Origin of the sequence: Bacillus sp. TH25 (genome assembly GCF_016650935.1) — a bacterium.
GTDB lineage: Bacteria > Bacillota > Bacilli > Bacillales > Bacillaceae_G > Bacillus_A > Bacillus_A mycoides.
This window is the reverse complement of the sequence record NZ_JAEKEU010000009.1, coordinates 47,078-73,740: the sequence shown is the minus strand read 5'-3', so window position 1 is coordinate 73,740 and position 26,663 is coordinate 47,078. Positions and strand designations below refer to the sequence as shown.

The window sequence follows — 26,663 nt, the reverse complement described above, 5'->3', positions numbered from 1 at the left end:
AGGTGGAGCTTGTGCGACAAAAAAAATAATGTCTACAAGTCTATTTCGTTATGGCTTGTAGACATTTTTTGTTTTCTGAAGAAATAGTTTATCCGCTGTAATTAGCAGAAAAATTCGTGCAAAATTATTGGAGAGTGGACAGCGTTGGTTTCATCTATCAAAAGGTTTTTAATTGGAAGGCCGTTAAAATCAACTGAGTTAGGAGAGCAAAAGCTTAATAAAACGAAGGCGCTAGCAATTTTATCTTCTGACGCATTGTCATCGGTTGCATACGGACCAGAGCAAATTTTAATTGCACTAGCAGGCCTTGGAGCGGTAGCTTATTGGTATTCTATTCCGATCGCTGTTGGGGTATTAGTATTATTGACAGCTCTTATTTTATCTTATCGACAAATTATTTTTGCTTATCCGCATGGCGGGGGTGCATACGTAGTATCAAAAGAAAATTTAGGGATGAATCCGGGATTAATAGCTGGAGGATCTTTATTAGTCGATTATATTTTAACGGTTGCAGTAAGTGTATCTGCAGGTACAGATGCGCTCACATCAGCTTTCCCTAGCTTACATGCACATAATGTAATCATTGCGATTATATTTGTCATATTGATTACCATCTTAAATTTAAGAGGCGTAACGGAATCAGCTTCCGTTTTAGCATATCCGGTTTATTTATTCGTTGTAGCATTATTTATATTAATTGGTGTAGGAATATATAATATTTTGACTGGTCACGTTTCACCCACGCTACATTCGCCAATTGGAACACCAGTTGCGGGAATTAGTTTATTTCTACTGTTAAGAGCGTTTGCATCAGGTAGCTCTGCATTAACGGGTGTTGAGGCGATATCTAACGCAATTCCAAACTTTAAAGATCCTGCACCTAACAATGCAGCGAAAACATTGCTTGCAATGGGTGCATTACTTGCAGTTTTATTTTCAGGAATTGTCTTTTTAGCTTATTATTACGGAATTAATCCAAGTAAGGAAGTAACAGTTGTTTCACAAATTGCTGAACAAACATTTGGACGTAATTTCATGTACTATTTCATTCAAGGTACAACAGCTTTAATATTAATTCTTGCTGCTAACACAGGTTATTCTGCATTTCCGCTATTAGCAGTTAACCTTGCAAAAGATAAGTTTATACCGAGAATGTTTACGATTAGAGGAGACCGCCTAGGTTATTCAAACGGTATTATTATACTTGGGATTTCTTCGATTATTTTAATTGTAGCTTTTCAGGGAAAAACAGAACACTTGATTCCGCTATATGCAGTAGGGGTATTTATTCCGTTTACACTTTCTCAAACTGGAATGGTACTAAAATGGCTTCGTGAAAAGCCTGAAGGATGGGCTTTAAGATTAACGGTCAATTTAATTGGTGCAGTCATTAGTTTTATCGTAATGAGTATGTTCTTTTTAACTAAATTCGCACAAGTTTGGTCGATCCTTATTTTCTTACCTGCCATTATCTTCTTGTTCCATCGAATAAAGAAGCATTATGATGCAGTGGGGGATCAATTAAGTTTAAAAACTTGTGAACCACTTGTTCCGATTGAAGGGAATGTAATTGTCGTTCCTGTAGCAGGTATGACTCATGTAGTAGAAAATTCACTGAACTATGCTAAAGCTCTTTCTGCAGATCAAGTTATCGCTGTGTATGTTGCTTTTGACAGAGAAGAGGAAAAGAAATTTGAAGAGAAATGGGAGAAGTGGCAACCTGAAGTAAGGCTTGTTACATTACATTCTCATTATAGAAGTATTATTCAGCCGCTAACAAAATTTATTGATACAGTACAATATAAGGCGAGTGAATCAAATTACCGAGTTACGGTCGTTATACCACAGTTTATTCCGAAAAAAGGTTGGCATAACATTCTTCATAATCAGTCTAGTTTACTCATTCGTGCGTATTTACTCTATAAAAGAAATGTTGTTATTACGACAGTACCGTATCATTTGAAAAAGTAAGGAAATTTTTTAAGGATAACTTCACGAAAGTGAAGTTATCCTTTTTGTGTATATGCTATGCATAATTGCATATGGATCTAAAAAAGTATATTAGTATAATTTTAATGATTATGAATATGTAGTGTTTTCTGTTGTGGTATATAGATAGTTTAATCGAGAAAGTGAATTGAATTTTATTTTGGGATAAGGACATGAGAGCTTGAAAATAAAGGGAATTAAAATACTTCTTTACGTTATATAAATAGCTGTGTTTAAATGACCTTACAGTACAAAACTTACATGAAAACAAAACGAAATTTCATACTTTCATACGTTAATTAGTTTAAAATGAATAATATTTTCATGTAATATATTCACTGTGTGAATGTGGAACTCGCAATAAAACAGAAAATTTATACAGTTTTATTCATACTAAGAACATATGAAAAGTTATGAATTGTTTTGTAACAATAAGTAAGTACTGTAGAAATAAAGTTTGAGAGAGGTGGTTCGTACATGACTCACGGTGAGAACGTTCTCTATTTTTAACCATCTCAAATCAATTGCAAGAAAATAGAATAATAAAATGCGATAGTAATAGTTGCTAATACATAGGAGGAGTTAAAGTGAAAAAGACTTTAATTACAGGGTTATTGGTTACAGCAGTATCTACGAGTTGTTTTGTTCCTGTAAGCGCTTACGCTAAGGAGGGGCAAACAGAAGTGAAAACAGTATATGCACAAAATGTAATTGCTCCAAATACATTATCAAATTCAATTAGAATGTTAGGGTCACAGTCACCACTTATACAAGCATACGGATTAGTTATTTTGCAACAACCAGACATTAAGGTAAACGCTATGAGTAGTTTGACGAATCATCAAAAGTTTGCAAAGGCGAATGTACGAGAGTGGATTGATGAATATAATCCGAAGTTAATCGACCTAAATCAAGAGATGATGAGATATAGCACTAGATTTAATAGCTATTATAGTAAGCTATATGAACTAGCAGGAAAAGTAAATGAAGATGAACAAGCAAAAGCAGATTTCACAAGCGCATATGGAAAATTGCAAGTGCAAGTACAAAGCATCCAAGAGAGTATGGAGCAAGATTTATTAGAGTTAAATCGATTTAAAACGGTATTAGACAAAGATAGTAATAACTTATCAATTAAAGCTGATGAAGCAATAAAAACACTGCAAGGATCAAGTGGAGATATTGTGAAATTAAGAGAAGATATTAAAAGAATTCAAGGGGAAATTCAAGCTGAACTAACTACTATTTTGAATAGACCACAAGAAATTATTAAAGGTTCTATTAATATCGGTAAACAAGTATTTACAATCACAAATCAAACTGCACAAACGAAAACAATCGATTTTGTTTCTATCGGTACTTTAAGTAATGAAATTGTAAATGCTGCAGATAGTCAAACGAGGGAAGCTGCTCTTCGTATTCAACAAAAGCAAAAAGAGTTATTACCACTTATTCAAAAGTTATCACAAACTGAATCAGAGGCAACACAAATTACATTCGTTGAAGATCAAGTAAGTAGCTTTACAGAACTAATTGATCGCCAAATTACAACTTTAGAGACGTTATTAACGGATTGGAAAGTTTTAAACAATAATATGATCCAAATTCAAACAAATATTGAAGAAGGCACGTATACAGACAGTAGTTTACTTCAAAAACATTTCAATCAACTTAAAAAAGTAAGTGATGAAATGAATAAGCAAACAAATCAATTTGAAGATTACGTTACAAACGTTGAAGTACATTAAACAGAAAAATAATTAGCGATATAGGGAGAGAAGAAAAATGACAAAAAAACCATATAAAGTAATGGCTCTATCAGCACTTATGGCAGTATTTGCAGCAGGGAATATTATGCCAGCCCATACGTATGCTGCTGAAAGTACAGTGAAACAAGCTCCAGTTCATGCTGTAGCAAAAGCATATAATGATTATGACGAATATTCATTAGGACCAGAAGGCCTTAAAGATGCGATGGAAAGAACAGGTTCTAACGCTTTAGTAATGGATCTGTACGCTTTAACAATTATTAAACAAGGTAATGTTAACTTTGGGAACGTAACGTCAGTTGATACATCTTTAAAAGGTAAAGTGATTCAGCATCAAGATACAGCTAGAGGGAATGCACAACAATGGCTAGATGTATTGAAGCCACAGCTTATTTCAACAAATCAAAATATCATTAATTACAATACGAAATTCCAAAACTATTATGATACTTTAGTTGCTGCGGTTGATGCAAAGGATAAAGCAACTCTTACGAAAGGTCTAACTAGATTATCAAGTAGTATTACTGAAAATAAAGCGCAAGTAGATAAGTTAGTAGAAGACTTAAAGAAATTCCGAAATAAAATGACGTCGGATACTCAAAATTTCAAGGGAGATGCAAATCAAATTACATCTATCTTGGCTAGTCAAGATGCTGGAATTCCGCTATTGCAAAATCAAATTACAACGTATAATGAAGCAATTAGTAAATATAATGCAATTATTATCGGTTCATCTGTTGCGACAGCTTTAGGCCCAATTGCAATTATCGGTGGTGCGGTTGTAATTGCTACGGGAGCAGGAACTCCGCTAGGAATCGCATTAATTGCAGGTGGTACAGCAGCTGTAGGTGGTGGTACAGCTGGAATCGTATTAGCGAAGAAAGAGCTTGATAATGCACAATCTGAAATTCAAAAAATAACTGGACAAGTTACAACTGCTCAACTAGAAGTAGCAGGATTAACAAACATTAAAACACAAACTGAGTATTTAACAAATACGATCGATACTGCAATTACAGCACTGCAAAACATTTCAAATCAATGGTACACAATGGGATCAAAATACAATTCTTTACTTCAAAATGTAGATTCAATTAGTCCAAATGACCTTGTTTTCATTAAAGAAGATTTAAACATTGCGAAAGATAGCTGGAAGAACATTAAAGACTATGCAGAAAAAATCTATGCTGAAGATATTAAAGTAGTAGATACGAAAAAAGCATAATCGAATACGAATCGTTAGAGCGTTAAGTATTGATGAATGAGTTGAAGCTCCTGTTCAGTTGTGAGCAGGAGCTTTTTTATATCCTTATAAAGAGAATGGGTGAAAAGTATGCAGAAAAGATTTTATAAAAAATGTCTTTTAACGATCATGATTGCTGGAGTGGCAACGAGTAATGTGCTTCCTTTACATCCTTTTGCAGCGGAACAAAACGTAAAAACATTGCAAGAGAGTGCAAAAAATTATTCTCTCGGACCAGCAGGGTTCCAAGATGTAATGGCGCAAACGACATCAAGTATATTTGCGATGGATTCATATGCAAAATTAATTCAAAATCAACAAGAGACTGATTTGAGTAAAATAAGTTCAATTAATGGTAATTTAAGAGGGAATATGATTCAGCATCAAAAAGATGCAAAAATTAATGCGGCATATTGGTTAAATAATATGAAGCCTCAAATTATGAAAACGGATCAAAATATTATTGATTACAACAATACTTTTCAAGCGTACTATAGTGACATGCTATTAGCGATTGATCAAAAAGATAGCGTAAAGTTAAAAGCGGATTTAGAAAAGTTGTATGCGGACATTTTAAAGAATCAAAATGAGGTAGATGTATTATTAGGGAATTTGAAAGCTTTTCGCGATAGAATGGCGAAAGACACAAATAGTTTTAAAGAGGATACAAATCAATTAACAGCGATTTTGGCAAGTACGAATGCGGGTATTCCAGCTCTAGAGCAACAAATAAATACATATAACGATTCGATCAAAAAGAGTAACGATATGGTGATTGCTGGTGGTGTACTTTGCGTAGCGCTAATAACATGTCTTGCTGGCGGACCGATGATTGCGATTGCGAAAAAAGATATTGCAAATGCAGAACGAGAAATAGCCAGTTTAAAGAATAGAATTTCTGGAGCACAAGCAGAAGTGGCAATTTTGACAGATGTGAAAAATAAAACAACAAATATGACAGAAACAATTGATGCAGCAATTACAGCACTGCAAAACATATCAAATCAGTGGTATACGGTAGGTGCGAAATATAATAATTTACTACAAAACGTAAAAGGAATCAGCCCTGAAGAATTTACCTTTATAAAAGAAGATTTAAATACAGCGAAAGATAGCTGGAAAGATGTAAAAGATTATACAGAAAAATTACATGAGGGTGTGACGAAATAAACAGTGGACTAGTTCCGCTGTTTATTTTTTTATCCCGTTTTTTGTGAGAGCCGAGTTTGTAATTTTACCCATAAGTTTGCCGTGTGTTTTATCAATGTAACTTTAGGATAATGTTTGGTCAAATTGATACTAATAACCTCGATAAACTCCTGATCACGCTTTTTATATTTAATATTTTAAGTAAAAAAGCTATACTATAGGCAAAACTAAAAATTGGAAAGGAAATACTAGAACATGGAAAATTATTTGTTATTTATCCTCACAGCAATCCTAATCATAATAATGCCTGGTCCCGGTTTTGCCTTAGTTACAAAAAACACTATCTCGCATGGTAAAAATGGTGGGATAAAGACCGTCTTAGGAACGGTATCTGGAATGATGATTCATACAATAATGGCTACACTAGGACTTTCTGCCATCCTAATGAAATTCTCTATGTTATTTACATTTATAAAATATGCTGGGGCTTTTTATTTAATTTACTTAGCTGTAAAGTCAATTAAAAGTGCCTTTTCTAAAAAAGGAGATATGTCAGGTTCAGTGGGAATGAGCTCTAAGGATATTGGAACGATTAAAAGTTTTAGACAAGGATTTACCACGGCAATCTTAAATCCAAAAACTGCTGTATTTTTCCTTAGTTTTCTACCCCAATTTATTGTGAGCAATCAAAGTCATCTCTTCCAATTTCTTTTGTTAGGACTCACATTTACGACTTTGACAGCAATATGGTATTTACTTTATATCTCACTAATACGTCAATTAAGAACTTTTTTAAGAAAAGAAAAAGTGAACCGTACAATAGAAGGTATTACTGGCGCAGTATTGTTAGTATTTGGAGTTAGGTTATTTTTCCAAAAATAAATATGTATATGAAAAGAGAAATAATCAATGGTGGTTATTTCTCTTATTCATTTATTCTAAAATTACCATTTTACAATTGACTTCACACCTTCATACTAATCTTATATACCTATCTAACATGGGCTTTTAAAATGAGGTCCTTAACAATCTGTCCCGTTTGCTTAATAAGAAAAAATCCTATATTAGGGGTTACTTCAAAATCTTAGCTTGATGGCGAGGGGGTCTCGCCATCAAAATGCGAATTTCGTATGCTAAGGAATTTCTATGTTAAAAAACTTGGTTTTACCGTACGCTAAGGAAGTTCCATAAACGATATTTAATGTTTGTTATTGAAGGGCTTTGTTATCGTTACTACAGAAAGAACAAAAAGAATGAATTGCATATGAGATTTATCCCGCTATTTGCGGGCAGTAAGACTTCCACCTCAAAATTCGGCGATTGCGAGGGAGTTAGGTGGGAGTCGGACTGCCCTTAAAAGCCCGATTGGTGAAGGCTAATAATCAGTGGAGGATGGACAAAACCCCCACTGATTAAAGTTTCACTTTATCTGATTCAAGATCATTTGTATCGAGTTTATGGAGCTACGCAATAAAGCTTCACTGTATATACTAATTGGAGTAGAAGTTTAGGCAGAGAAATTTAGGGAGTCGAAATTTCTTGCATAAAGCTGTATAATGCTTGTAACGAAAGGGAAATACAGGAAAGGGTTTGTAATGAGTTACTATGGATAAGGATAAACAACAATTAAGCGTTGAAGTTGCAAGATTATATTATCAATCAGATTATAGTCAGCAAGAAATTGCTAACAAATTAAATATCTCAAGACCGACAATCTCAAGATTATTAAAGTACGCGAAAGAAAAAGGATTTGTTCAAATTAGTATAGCTGATCCGTTTGCTGATTTAGATAACGTCGGGAACTTACTTAAAGAAAAGTACAACTTGTTAGAGGCGCATGTTGTATTTTCTCCAGTGCCAGAATATGCAACGATTACTGAGTATATTAGTAAATATGCAGCTGAGTATATGGAAAAGACAGTGAAAACTGGTGATATCGTTGGTGTAAGCTGGGGAATGACGATGTATGAAATCGCTAGGAAAATTGTACCGCAACATGTAAAAGGTGTAGAGGTTGTCCAGTTAAAAGGTGGAATTAGTCACTCAAGTGTAAATACATATGCGAATGAAACGATCGCGTTATTTGCAGATGCTTTTCAAACGACGCCAAGAAATCTACCTCTTCCAGTTATATTTGATAATGCGGTGACAAAAGAATTAGTGGAGCAGGATCGACATATTCATCACATTATTGAAATGGGAAAACAAGCGAATATTGCAATTTTCACTGTCGGAACAGTGCGTGATGAAGCGTTATTATTCCGATTAGGATATTTAGATAAGGATGAAACTAGCTTACTGAAAAAACAAGCAGTCGGTGACATTTGTTCACGTTTCTTTGACGGAGATGGAAATATTAGTAGCGAAGAAATTAATAAGCGCACAATTGGAATTGAGCTAGAAGAATTGAAGTTAAAGAAACGTTCTATTTTAGTTGCAGGTGGTAAGAGAAAAATAAAAGCAATTGATGGTGCGTTACGTGGCGGGTATGCAAATGTATTAATTATAGATCAGCATACGGCGAAAGAATTGTTACATTATCAAAAAGATTAGAAATAAAAGGCTTTCTCAAAATTAATATTTTGAGAAAGCCTTTTATTTTGTTATGTATAAATTATAAGAGTCCTTCTTGGAACACAAATTTCCTTTTTAAAAATAATTATGGATATTGAGATACATACTACCAGTGTTAACATAAAAATTTTGATTTCAACTTGTGATGTATATGAATTGTTTCTCAGTAGAATACGTTTCAGTTACTATAAGAAAATTCCTTTCGGAAAAGAGTGAACAAAATTTCAAAAGTGTATTTACATTTGTTCAACTAAGAGTTAGAATGAAGTTGTTAAAAGATATGAGGAGTGAAGATAATGAACATTGCAAAGTTAATTGACCATACAATTTTAAAACCAAATTCTACAAAAGAAGATGTTATGAAAGTAATCGAAGAGGCAAAGCAATACAAATTTGCTTCAGTTTGTATTAATCCTACATGGGTAAAGCTAGCTGCTGAAGAATTAGCTGGACATGATGTAGACGTTTGTACTGTAATCGGTTTCCCATTAGGAGCAAGCACTACTGAAACAAAAGCATTCGAAACAAAAGATGCTATCGCAAAAGGTGCAACTGAAGTTGATATGGTAATCAACGTAGGTGCTTTAAAAGATGGCGACAATGAGTTCGTTGAAAAAGACATTTATGAAGTAGTACAAGCAGCAAAAGGAAAAGCTCTTGTAAAAGTAATCATTGAAACTTGCCTTCTAACAGACGAAGAAAAAGTTCGTGCTTGTGAATTATCAGTAAAAGCTGGCGCTGATTTCGTAAAAACTTCAACTGGATTCTCAACTGGCGGAGCAACTGCTGAAGATATCGCATTAATGCGTAAAACAGTTGGACCAAATGTTGGCGTGAAAGCATCTGGCGGCGTTCGTACACGTGAAGATGCAGACAAAATGGTAGAGGCTGGAGCTTCTCGCGTTGGAGCAAGTGCTAGTGTTGCAATCGTATTAAATGATGCAAAAGGTGCTACAGATAACTACTAATCAATAAAGAGTGAAGAGCAATAGATACACAACGTATAGTGTATCTATTGCTCTAACAATTGAAAAAAATGTAAGCGGATACGAATGGGAGGAGACGGCTTATGAAATACTTAATCGGTGTTTTAGGCCTCGTATTGATTTTAGGTATCGCTTGGCTTGCTAGTAATGATAGAAAGAAAGTCAAATATCGCCCAATCATAACGATGGTTATATTACAATTCATTTTGGGGTTTTTATTATTAAATACAAGCGTAGGGAATATATTAATTAGCGGAATAGCAGATGGTTTTGGAGAATTATTAAAATATGCCGCTGATGGTGTGAATTTCGTATTTGGTGGATTAGTAAATCAAAAAGAGTTTTCATTCTTTTTAAGTGTATTAATGCCAATCGTATTTATATCAGCTTTAATAGGTATTTTGCAACACATTAAAGTATTACCTATTATTGTGAAATCTATCGGTCTAGTATTAAGTAAAGTAAATGGGATGGGGAAACTCGAATCATATAACGCGGTAGCTTCTGCGATTTTAGGACAATCTGAAGTGTTTATTTCAGTTAAGAAACAACTAGGATTATTGCCAGAGAAAAGAATGTATACATTATGTGCATCTGCAATGTCTACGGTATCTATGTCTATCGTTGGATCATATATGGTGTTATTAAAACCGCAATATGTTGTAACCGCTTTAGTGCTTAACTTATTCGGTGGCTTCATTATTGCTTCTATCATTAACCCGTATGAAGTTACTGAAGAAGAAGATATGTTAGAAGTACAAGAAGAAGAGAAAAAGACATTCTTTGAAGTATTAGGGGAATACATTATAGATGGATTTAAAGTTGCGATTACAGTAGCAGCTATGTTAATCGGTTTCGTTGCCCTTATCGCATTCATTAATGCAGTATTTAAAGGTGTAATCGGTATCTCATTCCAAGAAATTCTTGGTTATGTATTTGCACCATTTGCATTTATTATGGGTGTTCCATGGCATGAAGCAGTTAACGCAGGGAATATTATGGCGACAAAACTTGTATCAAATGAATTTGTTGCGATGACAGATTTAGCACAAGGAAACTTTAATTTCTCAGATAGAACGACAGCGATTATATCTGTATTCTTAGTTTCATTTGCAAACTTCTCTTCAATTGGAATTATTGCTGGGGCAGTTAAGAGCTTAAATGAAAAACAAGGAAATGTAGTCGCAAGATTTGGTTTGAAATTACTTTTCGGTGCAACATTAGTAAGTTTCTTATCAGCAACAATCGTTGGCTTATTATTTTAACAGATTCATATAATATAAAAAGGAATGGTGATTACAATGAGAATGGTAGATATTATTGCGAAAAAACGTGATGGAAAAGAATTAACGACTGAAGAAATCAAATTCTTTATTAATGGATATACAGATGGAAGTATTCCTGATTATCAAGCGAGTGCACTTGCAATGGCAATTTTCTTTAAAGATATGACGGATCGTGAACGTGCAGATTTAACGATGGCAATGGTTGAGTCTGGAGAAACAATCGACTTATCAGCAATTGAAGGCATTAAAGTAGATAAGCATTCAACTGGCGGTGTTGGTGATACAACAACATTAGTATTAGGACCATTAGTTGCTGCTTTAGATGTACCAGTAGCAAAAATGTCTGGTCGTGGTTTAGGACATACGGGCGGGACAATTGATAAATTAGAAGCGGTAGAAGGATTCCACGTTGAAATTACGAAAGAACAGTTCATTGATATTGTAAACCGTGACAAAGTGGCTGTTATCGGACAAACAGGAAACTTAACACCTGCTGATAAAAAGATTTATGCATTACGTGATGTAACAGGAACAGTAAATTCAATTCCTCTAATTGCAAGTTCAATTATGAGTAAAAAAATTGCAGCTGGTGCTGATGCAATCGTACTTGATGTAAAAACAGGTGCTGGTGCATTTATGAAAACCGAAGAAGATGCAAAAGAATTAGCTCATGCAATGGTACGTATCGGAAATAATGTTGGACGTCAAACGATGGCAGTAATTTCAGATATGTCACAACCTCTTGGTTTTGCGATTGGTAACGCTCTAGAAGTGAAGGAAGCAATTGATACTTTAAAAGGCGAAGGTCCAGAAGATTTAACAGAATTAGTACTTGTATTAGGTAGCCAAATGGTTGTACTTGCGAAAAAAGCAAATACATTAGAAGAAGCTCGTGAAATGCTAATTGAAGTGATGAAAAATGGAAAAGCAACTGAGAAATTTAAAGAGTTCTTAAGCAACCAAGGCGGAGACAGCTCGATTGTAGACAATCCAGAAAAAATGCCACAAGCGAAGTATGTAATTGATGTACCTGCAAAAACTTCAGGTGTGATTTCAAACATTGTTGCAGATGAAATCGGTATCGCAGCTATGTTACTTGGTGCAGGTCGTGCGACGAAGGAAGATGAAATTGATTTAGCTGTAGGTTTAATGTTACGTAAAAAAGTTGGCGATGCAGTAAAAGAAGGTGAGCCATTCGTAACGATTTACGCAAATCGTGAAAATGTAGAAGATGTAAAAGCTAAAATTTACGAAAACATTTCTATCTCTGAAACAGCAGTGGCTCCTAAATTAGTTCATACAGTTATTACTGATTAATCATAATTACATTTACTTTGAGGAGGAAATAATATGGATAAGAAAAAATATATTGAAGAAGCAAATAAGATGTTATCGAAAGCGTATATTCCGTATTCTAAATTTCCTGTTGGTGCAGCATTAGTTACGAAAGAAGGTAAAATCTATACTGGTTGTAATATAGAAAATGCTTCTTACGGTTTATGTAACTGTGCAGAAAGAACAGCAATATTTAAAGCAGTATCAGAAGGTGAGCGCGACTTTAGTTACTTAGTCATTACAGGAGAAACTGAGAGACCGATTTCACCATGTGGTGCTTGTAGACAAGTTATTGCTGAATTTTGTGATCCGAAAATGCCTGTATTACTAACGAATGTAAAAGGTGATGAAAAAGAAGTGACTGTGGAACAGTTACTGCCAGGTGCTTTCTCAATTGAAGATTTAAAATAAGTTAAAAGGCCATTCCGCAATGAATAGTTGTGGAATGGCTTTTTTATTTTTAAAAATAGAATGTAATATTCCGTTCATATTCCGTTCATAAACTTTGCGTAAAATGATTGCATCGAATATGGAAAGTTTACAGCAGGAGGAATATGATGAAGAAATTATATAATGCAGCATTCATTTACTTAATAATTGGTTTATTATCAGGAGTATTTGCAAGAGAATATACAAAAGCACAAGGAATTAAAGGATCCACTATGCTACAGCTAGTGCATACACACGTATTAGTATTAGGATTCATATTCTTTTTGGTGGCATTAGCTTTATTTAAAGTGTTTCAAGTACAAGAAACAAAAAGCTTTCGCGCGTGGTTTATTGTTTATAATGCAGGATTAATTTTTACAATCGTTACAATGGTATTTAGAGGTATTTTACAAGTAAATGGAACAGACTTTAATGGTTTAAGCCATATGGCTGGATTAGCTCATGTTATTATAAGTGTCGGGCTCGTTTGGTTTATGATTTTGCTCAAAAAGTCATTTAAATAGATAGGGGTGGAGAGTATGAGTTTAGCACTTTTATCAAGTATCGTAGCAGTATGTATGGCTGTTGGTGTAATGTTTCTTCGCTTTAAGTCAGCGAAAAAACCGATAGTGAAAAAGAAAATTATATTACCACCAATTTTTATGAGTACGGGTGCAATGATGTACTTCTTACCAGAGTTTCGATTAACATCTTTAGAAATAGTAGAGGCAATTAGTGTAGGACTTATTTTCTCTATATTTCTAATTAAAACAACTAAGTTCGAAATAAGAGGCGAACATATATATATGAAACCGTCTAAAGCATTTATATTTATTTTAGTTGGATTATTAGCAGTACGAGTAGCATTAAAATCATATTTAAGTCAATCGATTGATTTATCGCAGTTAAGCGGAATGTTTTTCTTACTCGCATTTGCGATGATTGTATCGTGGAGAGTTGCGATGTATCGCTCGTTTACTAAATTAGAAAAGACAATAAAAAGAGCTGGAATTTCTATATAGGAAATCCAGCTCTTTTTATGTTTTATACGATCGTTTTTTTAGCCTTGATTTCATTTGCTTAATTTCAAACGTATTTGAGCATCTTGTAATGCAACTGGTGTAACGTTAAGACCATTGTGATCAACAATTTTTGTGTTTAATAAAATGGAATCTAAGCTCCCGCGAAATGTTTTTGTATAGTTTTGACGCAACATTTGTTGTTCTTGTTTTTCATCAACTGTTAATCCAGATGTTCTTTCTTTTTTGATAATTCGTTAATACGGAATAAAATGTTTTTCATTTGTTTTCACCTCTAGTTAGATTTAATTACATTAGTTACTTACTAATTTATAGTTATTTTAACGTATCTTTTAATAAGTGTCAATGCCTATAAACATTCCTTGTTTTGTAAGTGTATGGGGTGATAAAGAATGAAAAAACTACAAATACTTGAAATAGAAAAGATGTTAATATACAATACCTTAGTAGGGTATATAAGGTATTGTTTTACTTTATGAGAGTAATAAGCAAAAAGGAGTATGTAATAATGAATTCAGTAATTTCAAGGAAAGAAACAATCATCTCATATACGATTGCTATTTTATTTATTGTAGCTATGGTAACAGCAGGTGTGTTATTAAATGATCCAGAAGTCATTTTGCCGGAAATAGCTGCGATGGCAATAGCTTTATGGGCATATCGTGAGCCGGGATGGCTAAGACAACCAGAAAAAATCTTTATTGCGCCGTCAATAACAGCTGTTATTGGTTTTGTAGTGAATCAAATGGACATTTCCTATATAGGAAAAGTTAGCTTAACACTTATATTAATGATGTTGTTTTTACGTGTTATTCAATCCAATTTAGCACCATCTATTGCGACAGGTTTATTACCATTAGTAACAAATGCGACGGAATGGTCATTTGTTATCTCAGTCTTCGTTTTGACATTTATTTTAATGATTGGTGTTCTTATATTTAAACTGAATAACGGTCTTGAGAGAAAAGTGAAGATACAATATAAATATATGGTTGTATTTTTAATACTAAATTTTGTATGGATAAGTATATGTTGGATCACTGGTTATGAACAATTAGCGGCTATTCCGCCAATATTAGTTGTTGTGTATGAATCGCTTCAAAAACCGATGTACAATGAAAAAATGGCATTTAAACAAATACTAGTATTAACTATATCGGCAACTGTTGGAACTTTATTGTACTTTGCAATCGATTCATGGATTCTAGTTACTTTATTAAATATGATTTTAATGCTTATTTTATTAAAAATCGTTGGAGTACGCATTCCAGCAACATATGCATTCCCATTATTACCGCTCGTATTTCCTGATGAAATGATAAAGATGTTACCAGTAGGCTCATTCATTGCGGGGGTATTTTTATTTGGGGCAGTACTACTGTATAAAAAGTGGGAGATGAAGCAAAAGGGAATGCAAATGTAGAGAAGAAAATACAATCCTTAGTTAGCATAATAAATAGACACCCGCGGGTGTCTATTTTCATTAAATGAAATTTAGCTTAATTCATTTAAGTAATTAACAAGTTCTGTAGCTTTAGAAAAGAATGGTGAATGATCAGCTTCCAAAGTAATTATTTTCGTGCAAGGAGTTTCTGTATTCATTCGGCGCTGAAAATCAATCGGAATCGCTCTATCTAGAGTTGTTTCGATATAAATACGATTTACAGTTCCAAAGTTCTCTTCTGATATTTTTAGCTCTTGTTGGAACGGTCCTAGCGGTTGAGGACGCATTTGATTAAAAGATGCTTCTTTAATAGAACCGTCTTCTGTAGCATTTAAAAATGTTTGTTCAATCAACTCTGGTATAAGTTCTGCAGTCAAGTCTTTCTCATTTATAGAGAATTGTGGTCCGTTTTCTCCATTTAATTTACTACCAAGACTTTCACCGTTTTGTGGTAAGAATGCGCAAAGATAAACTAATTTATCGATTTTATTTGGTATATATTCAGCTGTTTGTGTAATAACAATGCCGCCCATACTATGTCCAACGAGAATAACATTTTCATTTTGTTGATGTATCGCATCCGTTACTGCATTAACATAGGAATCTAACGTTACATTCTGAGAAGGAGTCGTATCTTTACCGCTTCCAGGTAAGTCTAGTGTAATAACTGTATGTCCGAAAGCCTCTAACTGAGGTTTTACAAATTCCCATGCCCATTCGCCTTGCCATGCTCCATGTACTAAAACGTAAGTACTCATTTAACCAACACTCCTCTAATGATTATAAGATTTATTCTTTCGTGATATTGATGATGTATAATTAGTGTATATGAAGTGGGTTGATAAATATAATGAAGCTTATTTATAGATGATATAAATAACTTTTATATAAGGAGAACAGAATGAACGTTTTTGATTTTAAAGTTTTTAAATACGTGGCTCGTTTGAACAGCATTAGTTTAGCAGCTAAGGAGTTACATATGACACAGCCGGCTATAACTCATATCGTAAACAAATTAGAGAAACGATATGCTATAACATTATTTGATCGCTCTAGACAAGGAACTGTTTTAACTGAAAATGGAAAAGAATTTTTAGTTTGTGTAGATCGACTTCTAATGGAGTATGAAAACCTTGAAGAAACAGCTTTACAATTAAAAAATAATAACTTGTATAAGATTGTATTAGCTACATATCCTTCAGTTACTGTATATTGTTTGGCGGAGTGTATCGAACTAGGTAATTTTGATCAAAGTCAGTATGTGCTTGCAGTTCGAGAAGGAAGCTATCAAGAAGTGTTAGATTGGCTGTCTTCTGGAAGTGCAGATTTTTCTATTTCTATAAAAGAAAATTTAATACCAGGATTTCATTATGATGTAATTGGTGAAGATCCGTATGTTATGGTTTCTTCTAAGTCAGTTCCATCTGGTCTTACAATGAAAGAGTTGAAAAATTATCCTTTTATAATGCCGCTCTCTGGTTGTAAAGAAGTACTTGAACCATATTTGATAAAAAATGAAATAGTAGTTAATAAAGTGATGGAATCAGAGACAATTAGTTCGGCGTTAGCACTGGCTTTACAAGTTAACGGTATAACAATCGTTCCGTTATCAGGACTTCATAAACAAATTATTCATGACTTCATCGTGCAACCGATTGAAATTAAAATTCCACGGCAACTTATTATGCAATGGTCACCTAAAAAAGAAAATGACCCATTGTTTCTGACGTTTGTTACGAATTTATTAAGCCAACTACAACAAAAGAAAAAATGAATAAAATGATACAAAAGGTAAGCTCATTTCACTGAAGCTTACCTTTTGTGTGTATTACCAATATAGGACAGTATCATAAAGCCCGATTAATATAAGGAGAACACCGGCTATATGCTGAATGTTTTTTCCTATTTTTCGGCTCTTTTTCAGTAAATTCCCATTTAATCCAAGGTAGGAGATGATGAACATTAATATAACGATAGGGAGAGCAGTCCCTATCGAAAAGAATGTAGGAAACAAATACCCATAATTAGATGATAAAGATAAAGGGATTAACGTTCCAAAAAACAGAACGAACATAGTTGGACAGAAAGCTAAAGAGAAGAAGAATCCAAGTAAAAATGAGCCAACCTCATTTTGTTTTCGTATAAATTTGATAGGGAAGATGGTAGAGAAGAAACTTCTTCCTTTTATAATACCTGATAAGTTCCATTTTTAGTAAGCTGTTTCCACGTTTTACCGTCATCTGTAGAGAGGAACACATTTGCTTTCATTGTAGCAAAAACTATTTCAGCTGAATTTTGAGGATTTTGTGATATGTACATAATTGTATCTTTAGAATCTAAAGATGGAATCTGTAAGTTCGTTTCTTCATTTGTAGCGATCGATTTCTTCGTTATCATTTGTTTGTTTTCCTTATTAATAGGGGCATAAATGACATCTTCATCGCTAAATGTAACTGCTGTCGATTCAAGAGATTTAGAGAATAATTTAAAAGTATTCCCGTAATCTGTAGACAAATATACACCGTCTTTAGCACTTACCGCGACTACACTAGATTGATCTGGATGTGCTGAAAAGGAATGGATTGTACTTGAAAGACCGTTTAACTTACTATTTTTCCATTCTTGTCCGTTGTCCGTACTGAAATAAAAACCTTGTTCTAATTTAGAATTAGGACGCTCATTGTATAAATAAATCGCTTCCGTATTATATCCGACAGCAAGGTTATGAAAATCAGATTCTCCATAGAATGCTAGCTTTTCAAGGTTATTGCCGCCATCAGAACTTTTCATTAATCCTAAAGGGTTTTTTAAATTTGCACCCAGTTCCGGATGCCCGCTGGCAAAGAATCCGTTCTTCGTTGCCTGAAATCCCATATAATCATGTAGCTCAGTCGTAGTTTCAAGCCATTTGCCATTTTGATAAACTTTTATACCACTATGAGTTGCGATAGAAATCCCTGGCATATTTCCTGCATAGCCAATTCCATGAATGTGCGCGATTTTTCCGGATGTAATTTCTTTATAGAAGTTTTGCGGAATCGTATTTGCTGTTTCTGTATTTTTGGGTTGAGATTGCACGGTTTCTTTTTTTACTGGTGCTGTTTCGACATTGCTAGAACATCCTGTAATTATTAATAAAGAAGTAATTGCTAACCCTGTTGCTACATAATGTTTCACTTTTGTAGACTCCTTTCTATATATATGAGATTTTAAGTATATGGAATAAATGTCAAGAAATTGTGGAGTGGTATGCATAATTTAGAGCGGAAGGGGCCCTAGTAATGAAAATTTTCTTTTCTCTATGAGTACTATTAATTGACGAAAAATTATAACAATAATAGAATGAATTATATTGGATAATCAGTTTCAAAATTATACATAGAACGCTAGGGGGATTATTATGAAATCAACATTTTTTGCTCAAAATAGAGAACGATTAGTAAACACATTATCGGATGAATCTATTACTATTTTATTTGCTGGACAAGCACCTCATATGTCAGCCGATGCACATTATAAATTTGTGCCGAATCGAAATTTTTACTATTTAACGGGAATCGATGAGCCAAATGTTATTTTCATGTTGAAAAAGTTTGGAAATAGTGTGGAAGAAACTCTTTTCATTGAAAAATCAGATCCAGTAATGGAAAAATGGGACGGTAAAACAGTTTCTAAAGAAGATGCAGAACAAATTTCAGGCATAAAAAAAGTTGTGTATATAGAAAGCTTTGAGAAGACAATGGCAAATACACTTTTCACAGAAAATGTGAAGCATCTGTATTTAGATTTAGAGCGTCGAGAGTGGAAGGGTACTGAGACGAAAACGTTAGCGTTTGCTAAACATGTAAGAGAACAGTATCCACACGTTTTAATTGGTAATGTATATCCGTATATTTGTGAATTACGAGTGTTTAAAACGGAAGAAGAAATTGAAATCATTAAAGAAGCGATTGCTGTAACTAAAGAGGGTATTTATAACGTGCTGAAGCATGCAAAAGCAGATGTGATGGAATATGAATTAGAAGCTCATTTTGATTTTACACTTAAATCATCTGGAATTAAACATCATGCGTTTAATACAATTTTAGCGAGCGGTAAAAATGCTACAGTCCTTCATTATGAAAATAATGATGCACAAATACAAAATGGTGATTTAGTACTGCTCGATTTAGGTGCTCAAAAAGATTACTACAACGCTGATATTAGTTACACATTCCCAGCTAGTGGAACATTCTCTAGTCGCCAAAAACAAATATATAATATCGTGTTAAAAGCATTGAAAGAAACAACGGAGCTTATTAAGCCAGGATTAAAGTTTGCTGCATTAAATGAGCATACAAAAAAAGTACTAGCAGAAGAGTGTAAAGCTATTGGTTTAATTCAAGAAGATGAGGAACTATCTAAATATTATTATCATGGTGTCAGTCACTTTCTTGGTTTAGATACTCACGATGTAGGAACATACAAAGATAGAGTGTTAGAAGAAGGTATGGTTATAACAATCGAACCTGGTCTTTATATTGAAGAAGAATCAATTGGAATTCGTATTGAAGATGATATCCTTGTAACAAAAGATGGGTATGAAAACTTGTCAAAAGATATCATTAGAGAAGTTGAAGAGATTGAAGAGTTTATGAGTGAAAATAATGTGAATGTAAAAGAAGATGAAGTTGTTACGAAATAATTATTAGAAGAGGCGCTCAATTTTGAGCGCCTTTTTATTTTGTTCATTTTAAATCTCCATATTTTCTTGAAAATCATCTTTTATAATGATTTTGAAAAAGAAAAGGGAGGGGTTTTCGATGAAGAGATTTGTATTAACAGCAGTTACAGTCTCCGTAATATCTTTAATTGCTGCATGTTCTGCGACCACAAATACAACAAATGATCATAAAAATATGAACGACAAAAAAACAACACAGACTGAAACGGCTACAAAACCATTGAAAGTTGTAAAAGGGCCAGAAGTTACTTTAGTAGCGAAAGAAGAAAAACAAAAGCTAAGTAGCGGTGTTATTGTTCCAGTCTGGACATTTAATGGTTCATCCCCGGGTCCAGAAATTAGGGTGGAAAAAGGTAAAAAGGTTAAAGTGACATTAAAAAATGAATTACCTGCACCAGTATCTATTCATTGGCATGGGTATCCTGTCCCAAATAACATGGATGGAATTCCAGGCGTGACACAAGATGCGGTGGAATCAGGAAAAAGTTTCACCTATGAATTTGAAGCGAACGTACCAGGAACGTATTGGTATCATTCACATCAAGATTCTGTAAATCAACTAGATAGAGGCTTGTATGGTGCTCTTATTGTAGAGGATACAAATGAAAAGTATGATAAAGATTACACATTAATGTTAGATGAATGGGTAACAGATAAAGAAGGAATTAATAAGCAGTTAAAAGAAATGACAAAAGGACAAACAGAAAAAGCAGACGGTAATAAATCTAGTAAGGATAATGAAAATACGAAAAAGAATGATGATATGAAAGGCATGAATCATTCCGGTATGGACAGTGATAAAAAAGACTCTAGTAATATGGCAGGAATGGACCATGGAAATATGAAGATGGAAGGTCATGATATGAGTATGTATGACTTATTCACAATCAATGGTAAAAGCGGAGATTTAGTAGAGCTGTTAAAAGTGAATAAGGGTGATAAAGTTCGTCTTCGACTCGTTAATGCGGGTTATCTATCACATGATATACACGTTCACGGTCATGATATAAAAGTAATTGCGACAGATGGTCAACCAATTAATGATCCAAAAGTTATAAAAGACAAAGTAATTTCAATTGCACCGGGTGAACGTTATGATGTTGAATTTACAGCTAACAATCCTGGGAAATGGTACGTTGAAGACCATTCAGAAAATAAGGGTGCAAAAGGAATGAAAGCTGTTATTGAATATGATGGAAGCAAAGAGATGAAAGACAAAGCAGATGAAAAAGAAAAATTACCGAAATTAGATATGACGAAATATGGCGCTAAAAAATTAGGTAGTTTCACGTTAGATCAACAGTATACTGCCACATATAATATGGACTTGAATACGCAAATGAATGGAAATGAAATGGTATATACAATTAACGGAAAGGTATTCCCAGATATTGACCCAATTTCAGTGAAAAAGGGTGACTTAGTAAAAGTAAAATTAGTAAATCGCTCTAAAGCGGACGATCATCCGATGCATTTACACGGTCATTTCTTCCAGGTGTTAAGTAAAGATGGAAAACCGGTAGAAGGTTCTCCAATTGTTAAAGACACTTTGAACTTAAAACCAGGAAAAGAATATGAAGTAGCCTTTGTAGCAGACAATCCGGGTGAATGGATGTTCCACTGTCATGATTTACACCATGCTTCAGCCGGGATGGTAACAGAAGTGAAATATACAGATTACAAATCTGATTATGTTCCAAACCCTAACATTCCTAATAAGCCAGAATAATATGAAGCAGTTATCCTATGGATAGCTGCTTATTCATTTTCGTTGCAAGTGTTAATGCATATGTTGATCGTGCCCGGATGAAGATGGGGGAGTATGATCGGGGAATGTCACGAATACAGTAAGAACAATTACTATGCTAATGGAAAGTAATAATAGAAACCGACGATGGATATAAGTAGAGAAGGTTTCTGATAAAAGCTGAATCATACATGACATAGTTATCGTTATAGTAAGTAAAAGACTAATAAACAGTATACTATGAGCTTGTTGAGCGTTTAACATTTCTGTAATCATTGCTCCCATCATACTTGCCATTAAACCAGAGAACATTCCTTCTAAGGCAGTATACAGGTGAAAACGTAGACCGACTAAAAAACCGATAAAACCACTAATCAAAATAGCAAGTAAAGTAGAATATAGTAATTCTCCTTTAAAGAGAATACCTAAATAAAAACCTATACTTAAACCGATACTCATACTAAAAGACATAATAAATACCATATACTCCATTAGGGTACCCTTACATTTAGAAATATATGATGTAATAATAATCGAGATACAACAAAGTGTTAAGGCAGTTAACGTATAAGCAAACATCATGATACCTCCCTGTCCTATCATTCACTTCATCATATGTTCAAATGGAGAGTATTTATGCTAATATATATCTGCAAATTATCTGCACAATTTAAAAAAGGTAAGTTCAATATAATTTTTAAATAATGATGGTTGTCTTAGTAGACGATGCTTCATAAGGAATTGTTGTATTTAAAATTTTATAGAATATATGAACGCAAATAGTAGTGAATGGAAAGGACGCTCGATTTTGGGGCGTCTTTTTTGTTTGTGAGCATGCGAAAGAAAGTGTTATATAATGAGTTTCTATTGTGAAGCTATAAAGAATAAGCGTATAATATTATAGGTCTCCCATTTGTGAGACAAACCGCGAATGATAAATAAGATTGTTGTATTATCATCGCCTCTAAACATATAGACAATAAAAGTAACACTGGAATACAGATAGGGAGTTATAAAATGAAATTAATTATTGCCGAGAAACCAGATCAAGGTTTGGCTCTTGTTTCACAGTTTAAATATCGCCGGAAAGATGGATATTTAGAAGTAGAAGCAAATGAGTTATTTCCAAATGGAGCGTACTGTACATGGGCAATTGGTCATTTGACGCAGTTATGTAATCCAGAACATTATCACGCTGAGTGGAAGAAATGGTCATTAAATACATTACCGATGATTCCAGAGCGTTTTCAGTTTGAGGTAACAAAGTCAAAGTATAAGCAATTTAACGTTGTGAAACAGCTGTTACATAATCCTCAGGTAACAGAAATTATTCACGCGGGCGATGCTGGGCGTGAAGGGGAATTGATCGTACGAAACATTATTAATCTTTGCAACGTGCAAAAGCCAATGAAGCGTCTTTGGATTTCATCTTTAACGAAACAAGCTATTTATCAAGGATTTAAAAACTTACTAGATGAAGCAGATACGATTAATACGTATTATGAAGCATATACAAGATCTTGCGCTGACTGGGTCGTTGGTATGAATGCATCGCGTGTCTTTAGCATTTTGCTAAAGAAAAAGGGAATGAATGATGTGTTTTCCGCTGGTCGTGTGCAAACACCAACATTAGCATTGATCGTAAAGCGTGAAAAAGAAATAGAGAACTTTAAGTCAGAGCCGTTTTGGGAAGTGTTCGCAACCTTTAATATAGAAGGAAAGAAGTATGAGGGGAAATGGGAGAAAGATAATGAGTCCCGCTTAAATGATCCTGATTTGGCAAATAAAATTGCAGCGTTTTGTCAAAACAAACCGGCTGTAGTAAAAGAAATGAAAACGGAGCGTAAAGAGTTTCAGCCGCCGTTTTTATTTAATTTATCAGCACTGCAAGCAACGGCGAATAAAGCTTTTAAATTTTCGCCGAAAAAGACGCTTGATATAACACAAGCACTATATCAAAAAGGGATAGTCTCTTATCCACGTTCGGATTCTAACTATGTTACACAAGGAGAAGCAGCGACGTTCCCTGATATTTTACAGAAGTTAAGTCAGTTTGATGAATATAAAGGTTTATTGCCAGCACCAATTGAATCGATTATGAATAATAAGCGTTATGTGAATGAAAAGAAAGTTACAGATCACTACGCAATTATACCGACAGAGCAAGTGACAAATCCAAGCAAACTATCAGGTGATGAAAAGAAAATTTACGATATGATCGTAAGAAGACTTATTGCGGCGCATTATGAAGTAGCAATCTTTGACTACACAACGATTACAACTCTTGTAGACGAACGTGCTGCGTTCATTTCGAAAGGAAAACAGCAAATTCAAGAAGGTTGGCGTAAAGTTATTTTCCAAGACGATAAAGATGACGAAACGATTCTTCCAATTGTAGCTGAAGGTGAACAAGGCAAAGTTGTAAAGGTGAAAGTGAAAGAAGGAAAAACACAGCCACCGAAACGCTATACAGAAGGACAACTTATTACGTTAATGAAAACGGCCGGTAAGTATTTAGAGAATGAAGAGCTTGAGAAAGTATTGAAGAAAACAGAAGGTTTAGGTACAGAGGCAACTCGTGCTGGTATTATTACAATGCTGAAAGACCGTAAATATATAGATGTACAGAAAAACCAAGTGTACGCGACAGATAAAGGGAAAGTATTAATTACAGCAATTGGTGATAAAATACTGGCTTCACCAGAAATGACAGCAAAATGGGAGCAACGCCTTGCGGAAATTGGAGAAGGTACAGCTTCACCAGCGACATTTATGGAGCAAACGAAAAAATTATCAGCTAAAATTATTGAAGACGCGGTAGAAATGTCGGAGAAATGGGATTTCACCGGATTACATGTTGAATCGATTGAACGAAAAGGATCGAAATTTACAACAGGTAAAAAGGTCGGGAACTGTAAAAAATGTGATGGCGATGTTATTGATAAGTCGACGTTTTACGGTTGTTCTAACTACAATACAACACAATGTGACTTTACCATCTCGAAGAAGATTTTAAGCAAAGCTATTTCGCAAAAAAACATGACGAAGCTATTAAAAGGTGAGAAGACCGATTTAATTAAAGGCTTTAAAAAAGGCGAGAAAACGTTTGATGCGAAGTTAGAGTGGAAAGATAATAAGATTAATTTTGTGTTTGAGAATTAAGTGGTTTCAACAAATGAAAAAGCTCTTTCCCGATTAAAATGTGCTGTATTAGGTTTGAAAATATAGATAGAAAAGAAAAAGCATGACAATTTTATGTCATGCTTTTTTATTTTATAATTACAGAATTTTGTATACTAGCACTAAAATTTATTTGAAATAATTGCTTGAAAAGGTGTCATTAAATTGGACGTTTATATCATTTTGATCATTTCTTTTATATAAAGGAAAAATAAGAAATTAGAAAATAAAAACAAGCAATGGAGAGAACAGCTGAAAGTAGCTTACACCGATGTTTATAAAAAGTGATAGAGCATTTCTTTGAATGAGGAATGCTTTTTGTTTTCGCTTGGAATGAAAAAATACAATAAAAACATTATCTAAAATAATAAAAATTTATTGCAAAACGATAACATTTATATTAAAATCAAAATCAGAATAAATAAGTGTGGTGCTTTTTATGGAAAAGGTAACAACGTTATTTTTAAAATTAGAGGAGGTATAAATATGGAGGTTAACAATGTGATAATTGAAAATATGGATAACCCTCATGAGTTGGAGAGAATGTATAGAAAAGACCCGAAAGCTTTTAAAAAGTCATTCTCACAAGCATGGGATGAAAACCCTGATTCTCAGGTTCTTGGTGCTTGGTATGAAAGATTGCATTTCAAGGAGACGGCAAATACAGAAAAACCTTCATTGTTTCAAAAAGGTTTCTTCTTCATGGGCATTTTAGCTATTCTGGCAGGGCTAAGCACCAGGGTAATCTTCCATTTTGTCGAACAGGGAGCAATTGCTCCAATTAACTTGGCTTTTGGTGTAATTCCCTTTATTGCTGCTTATTTTGTTTACAATAATACTCCGAAAAAAAGTATTATTTATTTCCTTGCGGCGTTGTTCCTAATTTCCGGGTTGTATCTTAATATGTTGCCATTAAATTATAAAGACAGCAGTATCCTTGCTTATTTACATCTTCCTATATTCTTATGGGTCTTAGTAGGGCTTGCGTTTACAGGAAATGAATATTCAAAAGGAAGTACGAGATTAGCTTATATTAAATTTAATTTGGAATATTGTATTCTCTACGCCAGCATGGCAGTGAGCGGAATGGTACTAGCAGCATTAACCATGCAGTTATTTAGGTTTGTTGACTTGAATATAGAAGACTTCTATTTTAGTAATGTTATTTTATTTGGTGCTGCCGCTCTCGCTATTGTGGCTGCATACTTGGCATCAATGAATCTTAAACTTGCTAAGAATATTACACCATACATATCTAAAATTTTTAGTCCTCTCGTACTGATCACATTGTTGATTTATCTTATAACGGTTATATGGGTCGGGAAAAATCCGTTCTTGGACCGCAATTTCCTAATGGCCTTCAACGGAATACTCCTTGGTGTATTGGCTGTTACCATATTTTCCATTGTTGAGAGTGATTCAGACGAGAGAAAGAACATTTCAGATTATATCAATTTTGCCTTAATTGTTCTTGCGCTTATTATTGACACTGTGGCTTTATCAGCTATCGTATTCAGACTTTCTTCTTACGGGATTACACCTAATAGACTTGCTGTTTTAGGCGTAAACATACTGATTTGGGCAAATCTCATTTGGATTATGTTATCCTATATGCGTTTTCTACAAAACAAATCAGGACCGACAGCTATCCAAGACGCCGTTACGAAGTATTTGCCAATCTACGGACTTTGGGCAGCTTTCGTTATATTTACTTTTCCTATAATGTTTAATTAGAAAGGCTTTGTTAATGTAACGACAAGCTAATTTTC

The 26,663-nt window shown here is 34.0% G+C and carries 22 protein-coding genes and 1 pseudogene; 18 read left to right on the top strand and 5 right to left on the bottom strand.

Annotated elements, in window-relative coordinates:
- Positions 1–144: 144 nt before the first annotated feature.
- From JFT89_RS04890 to JFT89_RS04835, 12 genes are all read left to right on the top strand, one after another.
- Positions 145–1,971: an APC family permease gene (locus JFT89_RS04890; protein ID WP_002012122.1), complete on the top strand. Its 1,827-nt coding sequence runs from the start codon at positions 145–147 to the stop codon at positions 1,969–1,971.
- Between the two features lie 605 nt (positions 1,972–2,576).
- Positions 2,577–3,737: a non-hemolytic enterotoxin NHE subunit A gene (nheA, locus tag JFT89_RS04885; RefSeq protein ID WP_002064827.1), complete on the top strand. Its 1,161-nt coding sequence runs from the start codon at positions 2,577–2,579 to the stop codon at positions 3,735–3,737.
- Positions 3,738–3,774: 37 nt separating this feature from the next.
- Entirely contained in the window at positions 3,775–4,983 is a 1,209-nt protein-coding gene (gene nheB, locus JFT89_RS04880) for a non-hemolytic enterotoxin NHE subunit B (protein WP_002064828.1), read from the top strand.
- Between the two features lie 108 nt (positions 4,984–5,091).
- On the top strand, positions 5,092–6,171 hold the full coding sequence (gene nheC / locus JFT89_RS04875) for a non-hemolytic enterotoxin NHE subunit C (protein ID WP_033706662.1): 1,080 nt from the start codon (positions 5,092–5,094) through the stop codon (positions 6,169–6,171).
- 234 nt (positions 6,172–6,405) lie between these two features.
- Positions 6,406–7,032, top strand: coding sequence for a LysE family translocator (locus JFT89_RS04870; protein WP_002064832.1), 627 nt, complete (start codon positions 6,406–6,408; stop codon positions 7,030–7,032).
- 723 nt (positions 7,033–7,755) lie between these two features.
- Positions 7,756–8,703 (top strand): DNA-binding transcriptional repressor DeoR, encoded by a 948-nt coding sequence (locus tag JFT89_RS04865; RefSeq protein ID WP_016094282.1) that lies wholly within the window; start codon positions 7,756–7,758, stop codon positions 8,701–8,703.
- Between the two features lie 317 nt (positions 8,704–9,020).
- Entirely contained in the window at positions 9,021–9,692 is a 672-nt protein-coding gene (deoC, locus tag JFT89_RS04860) for a deoxyribose-phosphate aldolase (protein ID WP_002012110.1), read from the top strand.
- 101 nt (positions 9,693–9,793) lie between these two features.
- A complete protein-coding gene (locus JFT89_RS04855) occupies positions 9,794–10,975 on the top strand; it encodes a NupC/NupG family nucleoside CNT transporter (RefSeq protein WP_002035026.1) in 1,182 nt (393 codons plus the stop codon).
- Positions 10,976–11,011: 36 nt separating this feature from the next.
- The gene (locus JFT89_RS04850; RefSeq protein ID WP_063217817.1) at positions 11,012–12,313 is read left to right on the top strand and encodes a pyrimidine-nucleoside phosphorylase; all 1,302 of its coding nucleotides are present in this window, start codon (positions 11,012–11,014) and stop codon (positions 12,311–12,313) included.
- Positions 12,314–12,346: 33 nt separating this feature from the next.
- Positions 12,347–12,742: a cytidine deaminase gene (locus JFT89_RS04845; protein ID WP_201039547.1), complete on the top strand. Its 396-nt coding sequence runs from the start codon at positions 12,347–12,349 to the stop codon at positions 12,740–12,742.
- A gap of 146 nt (positions 12,743–12,888) precedes the next feature.
- Positions 12,889–13,284, top strand: coding sequence for a DUF2871 domain-containing protein (locus JFT89_RS04840; RefSeq protein ID WP_201039544.1), 396 nt, complete (start codon positions 12,889–12,891; stop codon positions 13,282–13,284).
- A gap of 15 nt (positions 13,285–13,299) precedes the next feature.
- On the top strand, positions 13,300–13,782 hold the full coding sequence (locus JFT89_RS04835; protein ID WP_201039542.1) for a CcdC family protein: 483 nt from the start codon (positions 13,300–13,302) through the stop codon (positions 13,780–13,782).
- Positions 13,783–13,832: 50 nt separating this feature from the next.
- Here the strand turns inward: JFT89_RS04835 and JFT89_RS04830 are convergent.
- Positions 13,833–14,062 (bottom strand): annotated as a pseudogene (locus JFT89_RS04830) (DUF896 domain-containing protein).
- Between the two features lie 246 nt (positions 14,063–14,308).
- Between JFT89_RS04830 and JFT89_RS04825 the strand changes: the two are divergent.
- Complete coding sequence (locus JFT89_RS04825) at positions 14,309–15,223, top strand: hypothetical protein (RefSeq protein WP_201039540.1); 915 nt, start codon at positions 14,309–14,311, stop codon at positions 15,221–15,223.
- A 71-nt stretch (positions 15,224–15,294) separates the two neighbouring features.
- Here the strand turns inward: JFT89_RS04825 and JFT89_RS04820 are convergent, their stop codons facing one another.
- On the bottom strand, positions 15,295–16,002 hold the full coding sequence (locus tag JFT89_RS04820; protein WP_016094276.1) for an alpha/beta fold hydrolase: 708 nt from the start codon (positions 16,000–16,002) through the stop codon (positions 15,295–15,297).
- Between the two features lie 143 nt (positions 16,003–16,145).
- On the opposite strand from JFT89_RS04820, the gene JFT89_RS04815 reads away from it, so the two are divergent.
- Complete coding sequence (locus tag JFT89_RS04815) at positions 16,146–17,018, top strand: LysR family transcriptional regulator (RefSeq protein WP_016094275.1); 873 nt, start codon at positions 16,146–16,148, stop codon at positions 17,016–17,018.
- A gap of 54 nt (positions 17,019–17,072) precedes the next feature.
- On the opposite strand, the gene JFT89_RS04810 is transcribed toward JFT89_RS04815, so the two are convergent.
- Positions 17,073–17,387: an urease accessory protein UreH domain-containing protein gene (locus JFT89_RS04810; RefSeq protein ID WP_229178773.1), complete on the bottom strand. Its 315-nt coding sequence runs from the start codon at positions 17,385–17,387 to the stop codon at positions 17,073–17,075.
- A gap of 41 nt (positions 17,388–17,428) precedes the next feature.
- Positions 17,429–18,421 (bottom strand): F510_1955 family glycosylhydrolase, encoded by a 993-nt coding sequence (locus JFT89_RS04805; protein ID WP_016094274.1) that lies wholly within the window; start codon positions 18,419–18,421, stop codon positions 17,429–17,431.
- Positions 18,422–18,644: 223 nt separating this feature from the next.
- Between JFT89_RS04805 and JFT89_RS04800 the strand changes: the two genes are divergently transcribed.
- Positions 18,645–19,928 carry an aminopeptidase P family protein gene (locus JFT89_RS04800; protein WP_016094273.1) on the top strand — a complete coding sequence of 428 codons (1,284 nt, stop codon included), beginning with the start codon at positions 18,645–18,647 and terminating at the stop codon, positions 19,926–19,928.
- Positions 19,929–20,046: 118 nt separating this feature from the next.
- Positions 20,047–21,696 (top strand): multicopper oxidase family protein, encoded by a 1,650-nt coding sequence (locus tag JFT89_RS04795; protein WP_016094272.1) that lies wholly within the window; start codon positions 20,047–20,049, stop codon positions 21,694–21,696.
- 51 nt (positions 21,697–21,747) lie between these two features.
- Here JFT89_RS04795 and JFT89_RS04790 read toward each other — a convergent pair whose 3' ends face one another.
- Positions 21,748–22,293, bottom strand: coding sequence for a hypothetical protein (locus JFT89_RS04790; protein ID WP_016094271.1), 546 nt, complete (start codon positions 22,291–22,293; stop codon positions 21,748–21,750).
- Between the two features lie 438 nt (positions 22,294–22,731).
- Here JFT89_RS04790 and topB point away from each other — a divergent pair, with 438 nt between their 5' ends.
- Both topB and JFT89_RS04780 read left to right on the top strand, forming a co-directional pair.
- Entirely contained in the window at positions 22,732–24,876 is a 2,145-nt protein-coding gene (topB, locus tag JFT89_RS04785; protein ID WP_002012275.1) for a DNA topoisomerase III, read from the top strand.
- Between the two features lie 504 nt (positions 24,877–25,380).
- Positions 25,381–26,628: a DUF4153 domain-containing protein gene (locus JFT89_RS04780; protein ID WP_016094270.1), complete on the top strand. Its 1,248-nt coding sequence runs from the start codon at positions 25,381–25,383 to the stop codon at positions 26,626–26,628.
- Positions 26,629–26,663: the final 35 nt, after the last annotated feature.

What these genes read in the sequence shown, in the direction of transcription:
- nheB (WP_002064828.1), top strand. Translation starts at nt 3,775, where the DNA reads ATGACAAAAAAACCATATAAAGTAATGGCTCTATCAGCACTTATGGCA.
- nheC (WP_033706662.1), top strand. Translation starts at nt 5,092, where the DNA reads ATGCAGAAAAGATTTTATAAAAAATGTCTTTTAACGATCATGATTGCT.
- JFT89_RS04870 (WP_002064832.1), top strand. Translation starts at nt 6,406, where the DNA reads ATGGAAAATTATTTGTTATTTATCCTCACAGCAATCCTAATCATAATA.
- JFT89_RS04865 (WP_016094282.1), top strand. Translation starts at nt 7,756, where the DNA reads ATGGATAAGGATAAACAACAATTAAGCGTTGAAGTTGCAAGATTATAT.
- deoC (WP_002012110.1), top strand. Translation starts at nt 9,021, where the DNA reads ATGAACATTGCAAAGTTAATTGACCATACAATTTTAAAACCAAATTCT.
- JFT89_RS04855 (WP_002035026.1), top strand. Translation starts at nt 9,794, where the DNA reads ATGAAATACTTAATCGGTGTTTTAGGCCTCGTATTGATTTTAGGTATC.
- JFT89_RS04850 (WP_063217817.1), top strand. Translation starts at nt 11,012, where the DNA reads ATGAGAATGGTAGATATTATTGCGAAAAAACGTGATGGAAAAGAATTA.
- JFT89_RS04845 (WP_201039547.1), top strand. Translation starts at nt 12,347, where the DNA reads ATGGATAAGAAAAAATATATTGAAGAAGCAAATAAGATGTTATCGAAA.
- JFT89_RS04840 (WP_201039544.1), top strand. Translation starts at nt 12,889, where the DNA reads ATGAAGAAATTATATAATGCAGCATTCATTTACTTAATAATTGGTTTA.
- JFT89_RS04835 (WP_201039542.1), top strand. Translation starts at nt 13,300, where the DNA reads ATGAGTTTAGCACTTTTATCAAGTATCGTAGCAGTATGTATGGCTGTT.
- JFT89_RS04825 (WP_201039540.1), top strand. Translation starts at nt 14,309, where the DNA reads ATGAATTCAGTAATTTCAAGGAAAGAAACAATCATCTCATATACGATT.
- JFT89_RS04820 (WP_016094276.1), bottom strand. Translation starts at nt 16,002, where the DNA reads ATGAGTACTTACGTTTTAGTACATGGAGCATGGCAAGGCGAATGGGCA.
- JFT89_RS04815 (WP_016094275.1), top strand. Translation starts at nt 16,146, where the DNA reads ATGAACGTTTTTGATTTTAAAGTTTTTAAATACGTGGCTCGTTTGAAC.
- JFT89_RS04800 (WP_016094273.1), top strand. Translation starts at nt 18,645, where the DNA reads ATGAAATCAACATTTTTTGCTCAAAATAGAGAACGATTAGTAAACACA.
- JFT89_RS04795 (WP_016094272.1), top strand. Translation starts at nt 20,047, where the DNA reads ATGAAGAGATTTGTATTAACAGCAGTTACAGTCTCCGTAATATCTTTA.
- JFT89_RS04790 (WP_016094271.1), bottom strand. Translation starts at nt 22,293, where the DNA reads ATGTTTGCTTATACGTTAACTGCCTTAACACTTTGTTGTATCTCGATT.
- topB (WP_002012275.1), top strand. Translation starts at nt 22,732, where the DNA reads ATGAAATTAATTATTGCCGAGAAACCAGATCAAGGTTTGGCTCTTGTT.
- JFT89_RS04780 (WP_016094270.1), top strand. Translation starts at nt 25,381, where the DNA reads ATGGAGGTTAACAATGTGATAATTGAAAATATGGATAACCCTCATGAG.